11 protein-coding genes are annotated in these 15,773 nt (G+C 37.8%); 3 read left to right on the top strand and 8 right to left on the bottom strand.

The window, feature by feature from the left end; genetic code table 11:
• Nucleotides 1-6 precede the first annotated feature (6 nt).
• Nucleotides 7-2,613, bottom strand: coding sequence for a DNA mismatch repair protein MutS (gene mutS, locus CRT24_RS19485; protein WP_099372762.1), 2,607 nt, complete (start codon nt 2,611-2,613; stop codon nt 7-9).
• Between the two features lie 139 nt (nt 2,614-2,752).
• Between mutS and mtgA the strand changes: the two genes are divergently transcribed.
• Complete coding sequence (gene mtgA / locus CRT24_RS19480; RefSeq protein WP_099372761.1) at nt 2,753-3,496, top strand: monofunctional biosynthetic peptidoglycan transglycosylase; 744 nt, start codon at nt 2,753-2,755, stop codon at nt 3,494-3,496.
• A 4-nt stretch (nt 3,497-3,500) separates the two neighbouring features.
• Here mtgA and CRT24_RS19475 read toward each other — a convergent pair whose 3' ends face one another.
• From CRT24_RS19475 to CRT24_RS19445, 7 genes are all read right to left on the bottom strand, one after another.
• Complete coding sequence (locus CRT24_RS19475) at nt 3,501-4,535, bottom strand: isoaspartyl peptidase/L-asparaginase family protein (RefSeq protein WP_218962668.1); 1,035 nt, start codon at nt 4,533-4,535, stop codon at nt 3,501-3,503.
• A 108-nt stretch (nt 4,536-4,643) separates the two neighbouring features.
• Nucleotides 4,644-5,978 carry a DUF5125 domain-containing protein gene (locus CRT24_RS19470; protein WP_099372760.1) on the bottom strand — a complete coding sequence of 445 codons (1,335 nt, stop codon included), beginning with the start codon at nt 5,976-5,978 and terminating at the stop codon, nt 4,644-4,646.
• Nucleotides 5,975-7,468, bottom strand: coding sequence for a glycoside hydrolase family 30 beta sandwich domain-containing protein (locus tag CRT24_RS19465; protein WP_099372759.1), 1,494 nt, complete (start codon nt 7,466-7,468; stop codon nt 5,975-5,977). Before CRT24_RS19465 ends, CRT24_RS19470 begins: the two co-directional genes overlap by 4 nt.
• Before the next feature lie 11 nt (nt 7,469-7,479).
• Nucleotides 7,480-9,003 (bottom strand): RagB/SusD family nutrient uptake outer membrane protein, encoded by a 1,524-nt coding sequence (locus CRT24_RS19460; RefSeq protein WP_099372810.1) that lies wholly within the window; start codon nt 9,001-9,003, stop codon nt 7,480-7,482.
• Between the two features lie 20 nt (nt 9,004-9,023).
• Nucleotides 9,024-11,993: a TonB-dependent receptor gene (locus CRT24_RS19455; protein ID WP_099372758.1), complete on the bottom strand. Its 2,970-nt coding sequence runs from the start codon at nt 11,991-11,993 to the stop codon at nt 9,024-9,026.
• 196 nt (nt 11,994-12,189) lie between these two features.
• Complete coding sequence (locus CRT24_RS19450; RefSeq protein WP_144034620.1) at nt 12,190-13,845, bottom strand: DUF6377 domain-containing protein; 1,656 nt, start codon at nt 13,843-13,845, stop codon at nt 12,190-12,192.
• Nucleotides 13,835-14,248 carry an RNA-binding S4 domain-containing protein gene (locus CRT24_RS19445; RefSeq protein WP_099372756.1) on the bottom strand — a complete coding sequence of 138 codons (414 nt, stop codon included), beginning with the start codon at nt 14,246-14,248 and terminating at the stop codon, nt 13,835-13,837. Before CRT24_RS19445 ends, CRT24_RS19450 begins: the two co-directional genes overlap by 11 nt.
• 107 nt (nt 14,249-14,355) lie before the next feature.
• Between CRT24_RS19445 and CRT24_RS19440 the strand changes: the two genes are divergently transcribed.
• Both CRT24_RS19440 and CRT24_RS19435 read left to right on the top strand, forming a co-directional pair.
• Nucleotides 14,356-15,180: a 2,3,4,5-tetrahydropyridine-2,6-dicarboxylate N-succinyltransferase gene (locus CRT24_RS19440; protein WP_171017523.1), complete on the top strand. Its 825-nt coding sequence runs from the start codon at nt 14,356-14,358 to the stop codon at nt 15,178-15,180.
• A gap of 9 nt (nt 15,181-15,189) precedes the next feature.
• On the top strand, nt 15,190-15,771 hold the full coding sequence (locus CRT24_RS19435; RefSeq protein WP_099372755.1) for an L-threonylcarbamoyladenylate synthase: 582 nt from the start codon (nt 15,190-15,192) through the stop codon (nt 15,769-15,771).
• Nucleotides 15,772-15,773 lie beyond the last annotated feature (2 nt).

Here is a 15,773-nt window from a genome sequence, read left to right as displayed (position 1 = left end):
TTTTTTTTAGTTCTTCAATAAGCGCTGAATCTCATCCAATTTCATCAAGGCCTCAACTGGTGTAAGCGTATTTACATCCAAATTATTCAGCATATCACGTATTTTCTCCAATACAGGATCATCAATAGCAAACATCTGTAACTGATAAGCTTGCTTTTGCATTTTGCGCATGCTGTCTTTGATCTTTTCGCCACCTGTTCTTTCCTGTTCTAATCTCTTCAATATTTCACCGGCACGGTTGATTAATTTCGGAGGCATACCCGCAAGTTTTGCAACATGGATACCGAAGCTATGCTCAGATCCTCCGGGAACGAGTTTGCGCAAGAATATAACTTTATTGTTGACTTCCTTAACACTCACATTATAATTCTTCACCCTCGGCATGGAGTTACACAGTTCATTCAACTCGTGGTAATGGGTAGCAAATAGTGTTTTTGCTCTAAAAGAGGGATGCGAGTGCAAATATTCTGCAATTGCCCAAGCTATGGAGATACCATCATAAGTGCTTGTCCCCCTTCCGATTTCATCCAATAAAATTAGGCTTCGGTCAGAAAGATTGTTCATGATGCTGGCAGTTTCATTCATCTCCACCATAAAGGTTGATTCACCAGAACTTAAGTTATCAGATGCTCCAACACGGGTGAAAATCTTGTCCACTATACCAATAGACGCTTCCTTTGCTGGAACGAAAGAGCCTATCTGCGCCATCAATACGATCAAGCCTGTCTGTCTCAGCAATGCTGACTTACCGGCCATGTTCGGTCCCGTAATAATGATGATCTGTTGACCCTCTGGATCCAAATAGGTGTCGTTGGTGATATAATCTTGACCGATTGGCAGATTCTTTTCAATTACAGGGTGTCTTCCACCTTTGATATCAATGGTTCTGCTGGAGTTGACTTCTGGTTTGACGTAGAAATTCTTCTCAGCAATAATCGCAAAGTTTAAAAGAACATCAAGCTTTGCCAATAATTGGGCATTCAACTGGATTGGCTTGATATATTCCGAAATCGCAATTAGCAATTCATTATAGATCCGGCTTTCAATGGCTTGGATTTTTTCCTCCGCACCTAAGATCTGTTCTTCGTATTCTTTGAGCTCTTCCGTAATATATCGTTCAGCATTTACCAAAGTCTGCTTTCTGATCCATTCTGTAGGGACCTTATCCTTGTGGGTATTGGTAACCTCAAGATAGTATCCAAAAACATTATTGAAAGCTATTTTTAGCGAAGGAATTCCAGTTGCTTCAGATTCTCTTCTTTGGATTTCCAATAGATAATCCTTTCCACCGAAAGCGACCTTCCTGAGTTTGTCGAGGTCAGCATCTACTCCATCAGCAATGACATTTCCTTTGTTGATTGCACCAGGAGGTTCCGCCTGCATCGTTTTTTCAATCTTTTCCCTGATCAATAAACATGGGTTCAACTGTTCAGCAATTATTTTGAGGGATTCAGATTCTTGCTGTTCACATAGTTCCTTCAGTTTTTCAACAGCATATAAAGCTCTTTTCAATTGAATGATTTCTCTAGGATTCGCTTTTTGCAAGCCTATTTTTGAGATCAATCTCTCAAGGTCTCCTACCTGTTTGATTTCCTGAACCAATTGATCCCTTAATTCTCTATTGCTGTAAAAATCCGCTACTACCTGCAATCTTTCATTGATGGATTTTTCATCTTTCAGGGGCATTACTATCCAGCGTTTCAGCAATCTAGCGCCCATTGGTGATGATGTTTCATCCAGAACATCAGACAATGTAGTAGCATTCTCATTGGTTGAACCGATCAATTCTAGATTTCGGATCGTAAACCTATCCAGCCACATATATCGATCCTCTTCAATTCGCGAGATATTGGAGATATGCTGCAAATTGCGGTGTTCGGTTTCATTCAAGTAATGTAAAGCTACACCAGCAGAGATAATACCTATAGGTAGTCTATCGATACCAAAACCTTTCATGGAATTAACCTCGAAATGTTTCAGTAGATTTTCGGTGGCATAATCGCCAGTGTATGGCCATTCATCCAGGGTATAGGTATAATAGCCACTTCCGAATTGCTCCAAAAACTCTTTGTATTGTTTTTTGGGCATGATGATTTCGGTTGGTTTGAAACCCTGAAGCAACTTATCAATATAGCCTACCGATCCTTGAGCGACCAAGAATTCGCCCGTTGAAATATCCAGAAAAGAAATTCCTAAGGTCTGTTTTTCAAAAAATATGGAGGCTAAATAATTATTTGATTTTTGTTGGACAATGTTTTCATTGTATGATACTCCGGGTGTTACCAGTTCAGTGACTCCCCTTTTTACGATGGTCTTGGTTTGTTTAGGGTCTTCCAGCTGGTCACAGATGGCGACTCTTTGCCCTGCACGAACTAATTTCGGCAAATAAGTTTCGAGGGAATGGTGTGGGAATCCCGCCAATGCAGTTTCAGATTCGGAACCATTTCCCCTTTTAGTCAACACAATTCCTAATATCTTGGCGGCTTTAACCGCATCTTCACCAAACGTCTCATAAAAATCACCCACTCTAAACAACAATAAGGCGCCAGGGTATTTGGCCTTAATGGTGTTATATTGCTGCATTAAAGGAGTTTGTTTCTTTGCTTTTGCCAAGGTTCTCGTGTTTTTGAATAAGATGTAAAAATAGCAGAATTGTGTCGATTTGCAAAACTATCGCTATATCCAAAAACCAGGTGCGAAATGACATGAAAATTAAAAAATACATCTTATTTTTGCATCAAATTTCATTGTAATGGCAATCAAGCGTTCTCCCACAAAGAACAAGAAGAAACAAACCAAATCATCCTTCGGCAGTATTTTAAAAACAAAAGTACTTCCTTGGGTAATCCGTGGATTGATTGCTTTTTTTGTATTGACCATCCTTTGGGTAATAGCCTTGCGATTCACCAACCCTCCAATAACTTATTTGATGCTAAAACGAGGCTTTGAAAGAAAAGCCGATGGAAAAGATTGGAAACTGGAACGGCAATGGTTGGATTATGAGGATATGTCCAATAACCTTAAGAAAGCGGCTTTAGCAGGTGAGGATGCTCACTTTATGACGCATAATGGTTTTGACACAAAGGCTATCCGAGAAGCATTTGAGAAAAATAAAGAAGGCAAGAGATTACGTGGGGGAAGCACCATCAGTCAACAAACTGCCAAAAATGTATTCTTATGGCCAGGGAGATCTTGGTTAAGGAAAGGATTGGAAACTTATTTTACGGTATTGATAGAAGTATTTTGGAGTAAGAGAAGGATTCTTGAGGTCTATTTGAATGTCATTGAAACTGGTCAGGGAGTTTATGGTGCAGAAGCTGCTGCTCAGTATTATTTCCATAAATCAGCTAAAAGCTTGACTAAAAAGGAAGCCGCATTGATCATTGCCATTTTGCCAAGTCCGCAGAAATGGGATGCCAGAAGACCATCAAATTACGTTAATCGAAGAGCAAACAGCATTGCTCGATATTTGAACTATTATAAAATCCCTGAATAGCAGTTTATTTATAAATCTCTACGGTTATTTTTCCATCTGCTGTCACCGTTCCGCGGTACATTCCTTCGGTATTGAATGGCATAGCGACTTCACCGTTTTTATCAATAGCGATCATTCCGCCATCACCGCCTAATTTTCCGATTTCATCAATTACCTGTTGTGAAGCGTCCTTTATGTCCAGTTTGGCATATTTCATCTTTGCAGACACGTTGTATGCGGCAACAGAACGGATAAAAAATTCGCCCCATCCTGTACATGAGATAGCAACTGTTTCATTATTAGCATATGTACCAGCTCCGATTATTGGGGCATCACCTACTCTTCCAAATTTCTTGTTGGTCATTCCTCCTGTTGATGTTCCTGCCGCTAGATTGCCATGTTGATCGAGCGCAACGCAACCTACAGTTCCAAATTTTTCGTCTTTATAAGGCGGCAAGAAAGCTTGTTTATCGTCATGGTCTAATTCTGCCCTTTCCGAATCTCTTTTCAAAGCTCGTTGAAGTCCATCCCAACGTTGTTCCGTCCAGAAGTATTGCGTGTCTACGATCTCAATGCCATTCTTTGCCGCAAACTCTTCGGCGCCTTTGCCCACCATCATAACATGTTCTGATTTGTCCATGACAGCTCTGGCTGCAGAAATAGGGTTTTTTATACTTGTCACTCCAGCCACTGCCCCTGCTTTCAGGTTAGATCCATCCATAATAGCTGCATCTAGTTCATTTTTACCTTGATTTGTGAATACTGCTCCTTTACCAGCGTTGAAAAGTGGAGAATCTTCCATGACATGAATCGCAGCCTCAATAGCATCCAGACTAGACTTGCCCTGTTTTATCTGATCGTAACCTGCCTGTAATGATTCTGTTAATTTTTCTATATAGGCCCTTTCTAAGGAATCGGTCATGTTCTTTTTAAGGATCGTGCCAGCACCACCATGAATTGCTAAAACAAATTTTGGTTTTGGAGATGGCTGACCATTTGAAATAATTGGTTTCATCATCATACAAATTAGAATAATCAAGAAGAAAGCACTTTTACCCATATTTAGATTCTGTTTAGTAAAACAAAGAACGCGATAAAATCATAAAAAACAAAAAAGGGGTGGAAACGCCTTTATCCACCCCTAATTACCCAATCTATTAGTTTGTTTTTACTTTTTCGTAACTGTAAGTTTTGCTTTATTGTTTCCTTCAGAAAGGTCTACAACAAATACATAAGTTGCGCCAGCATCTAGTTTTTTGCCAGCTACCAGACCTAAGTTTCCTGGATCTCTACCATTTGTACCATTACCAACAAGGACAACATCGCTTGTAGTAGTAAGGTCTGTATTTCTGAACTCACCGTTCCATCCTTTTTCATGGAAGAACTTAAAGTTGATGTTATCGGTATTGATAGACTGTCCTGCTACTACGGTAACTTGGTATTTCTTACCTCCCATTGGTGCCATACACAATGCATTGTCAGGGTTCCAACCAACTTGGTTGTCAGCAACTGTAGGTTGTCCAATTCCTTCACCGATAATCCAGATTGCACCGGTTCCATCAGCATTTAATCGAGGTAGAGCATCTCCATTCATAGCCTCAACTTTGATCGATTTCTTAGCAAAATTGGCAATATAACGGTACTTACCAGAAATTACATTCGATAAATACTTGTCACCATCTTTGCGGAAATAATCTTCATCAATGAACCACTCATTTAAGTTAGGAATACCTTCAAACACGAGTTCTTCATCTTTAGCAACTGTTAAATCAACAGCGTAAAGATCATCGGCAACCATTTCCATATCTGTATCGTTGATTGCATAACGAATAAATGGCGAGGCAGCATAGGTCAAGGTGTTGAAAGAAATGGTGTATTGTCCATCAAAAGAATTTGAGAAAGGAATTACGGCATTTATACCTTGTGTAACTGCTTTATTTTCCCAACCGAATTGAATTTTATTTCCAAATTCCCCAACTACTGGCGATTCTATATAACCTGGTGCCTTCATTAGAAACTCATCAGTTACTTCATATTTATTTGGAGCAACTTTATTCATTCTATAGGTTTTCCCTTCCGATATAAAGTTCAAATACGGGAAGTCAGGTATAGAAAGTGTTAATACTTTTTCTTCGACTTTATTGACCATTTGCACATTCTGCAAGGTAAATTTCAAAACGGCTGTTCCATTCGGAATATTTTTCATGAATGGTACAAACAATTTTCCTGAGTATTCACCGGCATCTTTAGTGCGAATAGTTTTTTCAGAAACGACTTCTTCACTAAACAATAGCTGAACTTTTAGAGTAGATAGATCTACACTTTTGTCTGCTACATTCACTGTGTATTGCAAGCTATCCCCAAACAGTGATGCGGTCGGCAATTTTACAATTTCAATTGTAGGTTCGCCAGCGCCATAAGGCACTATTAATTCATCCTCTTTACAAGAAAATAAAAGTGTAAAAAGAACTGATAAGGTTAAATAATTGACTAATTTTTTCATTTTTTCCAAGAATAAGAAACAACAGAACCTGCAGGGACATCATAACTGAAATGATTTTTCCCATCCTCAATAACTATTCTAGAATTACTTCCATTTGAATTTGCGATTACAAATGCATAAGTACCATCGGTATTTTTAAATGCAGCGTATGCTAATCCAGCATCTGTATATCCTTCAGAACCAATACGTACAGCACCAGGTTTTACAACTGCTGACATATGGCCAATGATATAATAGTGCGAATTTTTACGGATTGTTTTATAATCAGACTTGCTGATATCTACTGCACCATAACAAGTTTGGCAACCACCTTCACGGTTAGGCCCTCTTTCAGAATCCAACATCAGATTCCAAACAATTACCGCTTTACTCCAATTGTTGACAGTTCCTAGCGCTACCTCACGCATATCTTCCAACAATCTTTTTCCTAGTGCATGGCCATCATTCCAAGTTCCAATAGAAGTTTCAGTGAACACAATTTCTTTGTTTGGAGCTTTGGCATGAATATCTAGCAACTCAGCTTTGTCGCCACCGTAATTATGGTAAGCTGAACCAGCGAAATATGCCGCCGCAGCAGGATCTTCAAAAATCTTGATTGGATAATCCTGTTGTTCCTGCATATCGTCATAGTTGTAGTTATGATCGAACGCATAGATTTTTGTTTTTAATCCGGCAGCTTTCATTTTTGGACCCAATGCATTTTTTACAAATGCTTGTTGCTCATTCCAGAACATCACCAAAGAAGCTGAATTCTTATCATTCAATGGTTCATTTTGAGTAGTGATGGAATAGATATCGATTCCATGACCTTTCATTGCTTGAATCCACTTCACGAAATAAGTTGCATAATCTTGGTAGTATTTCGGGTTTAAATGACCACCTGTCCAAGAATCATAAGCCTTTAAATCGGTTAAGTTATTAACCTTCATCCATCTTGGAGGAGTCCAAGGTGAACCCATGATTTTTACGTCGGGGTTGATAGCCAAGATTTCCTTTATAACAGGAATTACATAATCTAATTCTTCAGATTGCAGGGCAAAATTCTCGATACCTGGTTTATCTGCCAGTGTATATTCTGATAATGAGAAGTCTGAACATCCGATGGCGATACGGATATAGCTTTGTCCCATCCCTTCAGTCGTTGAGAAGGTTTCTTTCAAGAATTTTGTACGGTCAGCAGCTTCCATTTTAAGCAAGTTATATGCTGTTGATCCGGTAATTGCTGCCCCAAATCCATCCATTGTTTGATAAGTTTTACTCTCGTCAATTTTAATGGTTTTGGTTCCCATATTGGTTGTTTTCGAAAAATCTAGGAAAGATTTTTTGAAATCATGACTTAAAGAACCAGTAGTGGTATAGATCATCACATCACCTGAAGTTGGTTCAACTGGGTCAATAGGATCACCACCACTGATATTATCATTGCCACATGCCGTCAAGATCGAAGAGAACAAGCTTGCAACAAATATGTATTTTTTTAAATTATTCATAGTTTATAAGATTAATAACCAGGGTTTTGTACAATTTTAGGATTCTCATCAATAATACTTTGAGGTACCGGAAGACGATAGGAATTTTCATTGAAAGGATAAACTAGCGCCTTTCTCCCAGAATCTTTCGCAAAAACGGCATTCATTACCGATTCAACTTTATTCAATCTTACCAAGTCATACCATCTTTGTCCCTCAAATGCCAACTCTAATCTTCTTTCATTTAATAATGCAGTCAACATGGATTCTTTGTTCGCTTTCGTTGCATTGCTTAATCTAGGAAGTTTCACACGTTGACGGATTCTGTCGATAATTTCTGCTGCGGCAGTCAGATTTTGAGAATCTCCATTGATCAACGCTTCAGCTTTCAATAACAGAAGATCGGCATAACGCAGTTTTATGATATTGCTGTAAGCTGAACGAGTTTTGTACATAAATGGATAGTTGCTAGCAGGGTAATAATTGCTCCAAGTTGCCTGATAATATACAATAGACTCAGTATAGCGGATTTGATCATTTTCTCTAGTAAAGGCATTGATCAAATCTCTTGAAGGTGTTATCCATTTTGCCCAAGTAAAGTTGCTGTTGTAGTTGGAAAGGTCGCGACCGAACATCCAAGTTACCCAGTTACCAGATCCTGAGAAAAATTGAGTCTCCAGAATGGATTCCTTGCTGTTTCTTTTAAGTGCATCTGCGTTTCCTTCATTGACTCCAAAAAGTGTTTTATAATCTTCTTCTAGATCGAAACCATCCGCCGCCAATTCATCTACATATTGAACAACTTTAGCATAGTTTCTCAAAGGTTTCTCAGCATATACTTTTGCTAGAAGAGCTTTAGCCACAGATTTTGAAAATCTTGTTTTATTAGCTGAATTATTTGATGGTGCATCTACTATAGCTTCCAACAAATCTTTTTCAATTTGCTCATAAGCTTCTTTCTCTGTTTTTTGGTCAGGGAAATAATCATCATATACTTCTTCGATGTTCTCTGAAGTAATATCTCTACCGACATTTGTTACGACAGGAATATCACCCCATAATCTCACCATATCAAAAAAGATCAGCGATCTTAAGATTTTCGCTTCTGCTTTATACTGTTTACGAAGTGCAGTCGTTAAGGAATTGTCATTTACAGAATCTACATTGACAATCAAAATATTGGCACGGGCCACATCTTCCAGGTAACGAATCCAGTCGCGTTCTACTACTGAGTTTGATCCTTCAATACTGTTATTTTCATAAGGCAATACCTCCGCACCTGTTGTTCCTGCATAAGCATTGTCAGAATGCGACTCTGAAATAAGGAGTTGATCTAGATACCAGTGCTCTTGTCTGTCGCGCAAAATATTATATAAACCCTGCATGTAAGTATCTACAGCAGCCTTATCTTTAAACACCACCCTTTGTCCCTCTTCATTTATAACCCCTTCCGTAACATCTGAATAATCAGCTAATGGATCTTTATTAAGAGAGCAACTTGATATGACAGCAACCGTTAGTAGGGCTATCATATTCATTATATATTTAGTTTTCATTGTTTTCATTATTTTAAAACTTAGAACTCCATATTTAATCCAAAGACAAAAGCTCTAGTTTGAGGATATGTACCCCAATCCAAACCTTGAACTCTACCTGAATTACCCCATTGGTTTACCTCAGGATCCATACCTGTGTATTTTGTTAGCGTAATTAGATTGCTTGCAGATATAAATGGTGCTAATTTATTGATTCCAAGCCTATTCAATACTGGAGCTTTGATATTGTAGGATAATGAAATATTTTTCAAGCGGATATAACTTCCATCCTCAACGAAGTAAGATGAATTTTTCATATCATATCCTGCTCTAGGTACTTCGGTAACTTGTCCTGGCACTCTCCAACGTTGAAGGACTCTAGTAGATTGGTTTTTACCATCGTACATTCCTTCCATTTCCATTCTCGATACATTATAGATATCGTTACCCTGGGTTCCTTGGATAAATACATTCAGATTAAACCCTTTGTAATATATGTTGTTGGTAAAGCCGAATGTAAAGTTTGGATTTGGATCACCGATGTAAGTCCTATCTGTTGGAGATAATTTACCATCATTATTTAAATCAGCATAAATCATGTTTCCTGTTTCAGGATCTACTCCTTGGCTAACATAACCATAAAACCCTCCTACTGGTCGTCCAGGCATATTTTTTACTACATAATCATTTACATAGTCAGTAGTTTTTGCGTCGTAATAAACAGGTTTCAAAGCAAGTTTGGTGAATTTATTCCTATTGAAGGAAATATTGAACGTCGATGTCCATTCTACTTCACCTTTTAATATATCTGCATTAATATTTGTTTCAAAACCTCGGTTCGTCATTTCGCCTTCATTTCTTTGTATTTCTGAAATATTCCCAGAACCAGGTAATGAAACATACATGAGCATGTCGGTAGTGTTTTTATAATAATAATCAAGATTAACTGTCAAGCGATTGTTAAGACCTGTGAAGTCCAAGCCTACACCAGTTTGTTTAGTCCTTTCCCATCCTAAATCTTTTGTTCTAAGATTGACAGGGAATATAGCTGGAACATCATGTTCTTTTCCTTCTTCGAACCATGGAGAACGAATAATATTGTACCTCTGCAAATAAGCATAATCTCCAATACCTGACTGATTACCAGTTTGTCCCCAACCACCGCGAATTTTAAGGTCATTGATCCATGTCACATCTTTCATAAATTCTTCGGAAGAAATTCTCCATGCAGCTGATACAGATGGGAAAGTTGACCATCTAGAATCTGGATGCAATTTTGAAGAACCATCTGTTCTTATGTTAGCAGTAATCAGGTATTTGCCATCATAATTGTATGAAAGACGACCGAAATAGGACATCATGGCCCAATCTGAAGCTGATGACCCTGTACCTGTCCAAGAAATCTGATTGGCTACATTTAATGTTTCAATAAGGTCATTTCTAAAGTGGGATCCCATGATATAGCTGTTGGTATAGTTGGAGCTTAACCATGAAGAACCAGCCATAGCTTCAAACGTATGTTTATCTAATGATTTACTGTAATTCAATACATTATCAAATGTCAATACGGTATTCATATTTCTATTGTCTGTAGCTTCACCGTATTGGTTTCTACCCCAAGAGGTCGACAATGGATCTAAAAAAGTGGAAGAAAAGGCATTTCTTCTGTCAATAGCGAACAACGTTTTGAAATTCAATTCTGGAAGAATATGGATGGTTGCTGATCCTGACCCTATCAATCTATTTTCACGGTTTCTATTGTTTCCTGTAGTCGCTAAATTCTCTAAAGGACTGTTAATATTTAAACCGTAAAAATTATTGTAGTACTGCTTTGGATTGAAAGGATCCCATATTGGAGCATAAGTAGGTGTATTGATTGCTGAAAGAACAACACCACCTCTATTCGATCCAAGGCCTTCAACCATTCCATTTCCATTATAATCTGCGTAAGAGATATTAGCATTGATCGTTAACCAATCTCTAACTTTATTCTCGATATTTCCTCTGAAATTATAGCGTTTGTAAAAAGTAGATTTGATAATACCTTTATCATTGATATAACCACCAGAAAGGAAATATTTAATTCTTTCGGATCCATCAGAAACAGAGAATTGATAATCTTGAGTGTTACCGGTTGCGAAAGTTTCATCAAACCAATTTGTTTGGTCAGTTAAATTACCTGGTAGATTGACAGCACCAATTTCATCCATCAATTCCTTATACTGTGCAGTATTTAAAGGTTCAATGGAATTAGTCACTCTGTTTTGAGTTGCCAATACATTTAAAGTAATTTTTGGGTTACCAACACGACCTTGTTTGGTCGTAATTAAAATCACCCCATTTGCAGCTCTTGACCCATAGATAGCTGCAGAAGAAGCATCTTTCAATACTTGCATATCTGCGATATCACCTGGAGACAAAAAGTTGATGTTATCGACAGTCACTCCATCTACTACATACAATGGGTCATTACTACCATTAAATGATGTTGTACCTCGGATTCGGATTGATGTTCCGCCACCTGGAGCACCAGATGGTTGCGACACGGTTACCCCTGCTGCTTTACCTTGGATAGCTTGATTGGCGTTGACAATCGGACGCTCGTTAATGTCATCCAATGATACAGATGAAATTGCCGTTGTCACATCTTTCCTTTTCACGGAACCATAACCAATGACAACCACATCTTCCAATGTATTGGTGGATGTAATTAACGAAATCGTCATCTCCGTAGGCTGAGCGATTACTTCTTGGCTGTTATAGCCCAGATAAGAAACACGAAGTTTTGAATTTGAAGGCACATTGTCTAACACAAATGCACCATTGTTATCCGTTGATGTTGAAAGTGTCCCTCCGATAACAGTAATTGTAGCGCCAATAATAGGTTCATTGCTGGCTTCGTCCATAACCTTTCCGGTAACTCTAATCCCACCCTGCGCAAATGCCAGACTGTAAAAAATGGAAACCAAATAGAGGCAAAGACCGATACTAACTTTAGTAAAAAGTTTCATACGACTTATAATCAGTTATTAGATTAATAAAATAATTCAGGTTATTCTGAACTTCCCAATTCAAAGTTAAGGAGGTGTTATAGGTTTATTAAGCATTTGTAAAGTGCAAAATCAAAAAAGTAACCATAGTAAACCAATAAACACTGAATAACAAGTGTTTAAGCGCTTTTAAATTGAAAAAAAGTAAAGGCTTTTTCTAGTACTTTAGGTTACCTATCTCTTTTATTTGCTCATCAAAGTCTTCTTTGGTACCTAAAACTTTGTTTCGAACCTTAACACGGTAGTTATAAACTGTGCGTAAGGAGTAGCGTAAGAACCTTGCGATTTTGGTAGAATCTGAAATTCCCAATCTTATGAGCGCAAAAATCCTAAGTTCAGAATTCAAGAGTTCATCTTGTTTCAAGGTCAACCGTTCTTCGGGTTTGAGGAGCGAATTGAATTCTTGGATAAAGGTTGGATAAAGGTTCAAGAAGATTACGTCAAAGTTGTGATATAGATCATCGAGCTCAGTTTTGATGAAATCCTGAGATTTCAACTCTTTGGTCAGATCATCAATTTGATTATTGGAAACTTTCTTTAGAATTCCTTTTCGTGTATTGTCTAATTTATCTATATAGGCAGAACATAGTTCAAAGAACTGAGCCATATATTCTTCTTTGATATGATTGGATTCTTGAAGGTCTTGGTTTACTTTCAACAATTGTCCGTTCAATCCTTGCAGTTCGGTGTTCAGAGTTTTTAAATCCTGTCTTGTTTTTTTCAGTCGCTTCATCTGCATATAAAGAATAATAAATGCAACGAGCAACAATATTGACATCAAAGAAATGGTATACAAGAAATTCTTTAACTGATTTTTATTGGCCTGTTCTTTCTCCTGAAATGCAGAGTTAATGATAGGATAAAAAGAAGAGTTTTCAATCGTTCTGAACCTCACATTACAGAATAAGGCATCTTCCATAGCCTGCTGTATAAATAAATAGGCTTTATCGATTTCATTTCGCTCAAAATAGACCAGTGCCAAGCTTTGTAAGGAAGCATTATCTTTTACGGTATTCTTAATATCCGTTATTGCGGACAAGCCCAAATAATAGATTTCTTTATCTTGATCTCCTTTATTCTTGTATAGTAACCCCAAAAGATAAGCGATAACCGCACGTTCGTGTTGAGGGTCTTTATATTCATTTAACAGTTGAAGCAATTCAGATTCTGCTTTATCGAAGTTATTTCCGAACAATGCTCTGGTTGCGGAATTGATCCTGTATTCTTCTGAAGATTTTGGCAGGACATTCAGCAATGAATCCCTATACACTTCACTTTGGGTGAAATATTGATAATGGTTGGTGCTTTGTCCATAGTGAGAATAGAAATCTGAAAATGCACGGTAGTAATCTGCTTCTTGCTCGCTGGAAAGGCTTTGCCTTGGAATTCCCTTTAATATTTGGTTAGATTCAATAAATCTTCCTGCAGAAGAATATAAACCAGCCAATTGAATGTCCACTTCATTCTGTAAGATCGGATCATTTAATTGTTTGGCTATTTTTTTATTTTCATTGACATAAAATATGGCGGAGTCGATTTGATAAGTACGAAATTCTAAATACAGTTTTTCCAACAGTTGATATTTGTCGGTTGGAGCTTGCATCAGTCTCAACCTTTCCTTGATATCAAAGATCTTCATCAGTTTTTCTTTTTCGAATTCGATCTTTCGCCCTAAAACTTTATTTAGTTCACGTTCTATAGAATCCTTTGGACTAACTGCATTGGTAGCCCAAGCCGTTGATCCGTGAAGAATCAATGCTATTAAAAATAAGGATGTAAATACTAATTTCTTAAATTCAAATCTAGTTATCATGTTCTTCATCGTCCCACCAATCGCTTTTCAATTCATCTATTTCTCTACGATCTTTTTTAGTTGGTCTACCTGTTCCACGGTCTCTTTTTAATACTGGAGCATGGAACGAAGATTTATATGCATAGGTATCTTCAACCGGTGTTTGGTCCTCATAAAATTGGGCGGCAGTTTTGGCATCAACCCTTCGCTCCAGCAAGCCAATGACCTTGACAACTTTTCTTTCTATTCCTTTCTGAATCGCATAAGTATCCCCTACCTTAACTATTGCGGAAGGTTTTACATTTTGACCATTCAATTTCACACGTCCTGCTTTACAAGCTTCAGTTGCCAGACTTCGAGTCTTAAAGATGCGGATTGACCATAGGTATTTATCGATGCGTAATTTCTCTGCTGCCTCTGCCATCCTACAAAAATAGTCATATCTTCTTAATATATTACCCTTGTGGTAACTTACTTATCATTAAAATTCTTCATATTTGTCATGAATTAAAATTTAGTTTAAAGAATATCATGATAGATTCCACAATCCTTAAGAAATTAGTTGAAGAAGCTTGGGAGAACAGACAATTATTAGAATATAAAGAGTATTACGAAGCTATTGAGTTTGTAATCCAACATTTGGACAAAGGAGAGCTTCGTGTGGCAGAGCCAGTAGGTGAATCTTGGTATGTTAATGATTGGATCAAGAAAGCTGTAATCCTATACTTCCCAATTCGGAACATGGAAGTGATCAAGAACGACCCTTTTGTTTACCATGACAAGATGAAGCTTAAGACTAATTACAAAGAATTAGGCGTTCGTGTTGTTCCAGGTGCATCAGCTCGTTATGGATCATATTTGGCAAAAGGCGTTATTATGATGCCATCTTACGTAAATATTGGTGCATATGTTGGTGAAGGCACTATGGTAGATACTTGGGCTACTGTTGGTTCATGTGCTCAGGTAGGTAAAAACGTACATTTAAGTGGTGGCGTTGGTCTTGGCGGAGTTTTGGAACCAGTTCAAGCTGCTCCAGTTATTATCGAAGACAACGTATTTGTTGGTTCCCGAGCTATTGTTGTTGAAGGAGTTCGTGTTGAGGAAGAAGCGGTTTTGGGTGCTAATGTTGTATTGACAGCATCTACAAAAATTATTGATGTATCAGGTTTTGAGCCTATTGAATACAAGGGTTTTGTTCCTTCTAGATCAGTTGTTATCCCAGGGTCATACACCAAAAAATTCCCTGCAGGAGAATATCAAGTACCATGTGCATTGATTATTGGCCAACGCAAGGAATCGACAGATAAGAAGACATCATTGAATGATGCGCTTCGTGACCACAATGTTGCTGTTTAGTAATAGATCATGCACAGGCCATTTATTGATAAGGAAGACATCAACAGTTCTTTGGAGACACTGCGGTCAGGGGGATTGATTTTATATCCTACGGATACGATTTGGGGTATAGGCTGCGATGCAACCAATCCCGATGCTGTAGAGAAAATCTTTGCTTTAAAAGGTCGTGATAAAGGGAAGAGCATGATTATTTTATTGGGCAATGACAACCAATTGAGCAGTTATGTGCGAGAGGTTCCTGAAGTAGCCTATGAATTGATCGAGGCCACTGATAAACCGCTCACTATTATTTATTCAAATGCAAAGAACTTAGCTGAGAACGTGGTTGCTGACGATGGATCTATTGGTATTCGGATTGTAAATCATCCATTTTGTGAGCAGCTATTACAAAGATTTCGCAAGCCAATTGTTTCTACATCGGCAAACATCAGCGGAGATCCTTCGGCAAGGAATTTCTCTGAAATTTCAGAAGAAATAATAAATGGTGTTGATTATGTTGTGAAATTCGAGCAGCAAGAGCTTGCCAATGGCACTGCATCTACCATCATGAAATTAGACCCAAGTGGTAAATTCGAATTTATAAGAAAATAAAT

Origin of the sequence: Sphingobacterium sp. 1.A.5 (assembly GCF_002734235.1) — a bacterium.
GTDB classification, from domain to species: Bacteria; Bacteroidota; Bacteroidia; order Sphingobacteriales; family Sphingobacteriaceae; genus Sphingobacterium; species Sphingobacterium daejeonense.
Note: the sequence above shows the minus strand (reverse complement) of the source record. Positions and strands in the feature narration are given on the sequence as shown.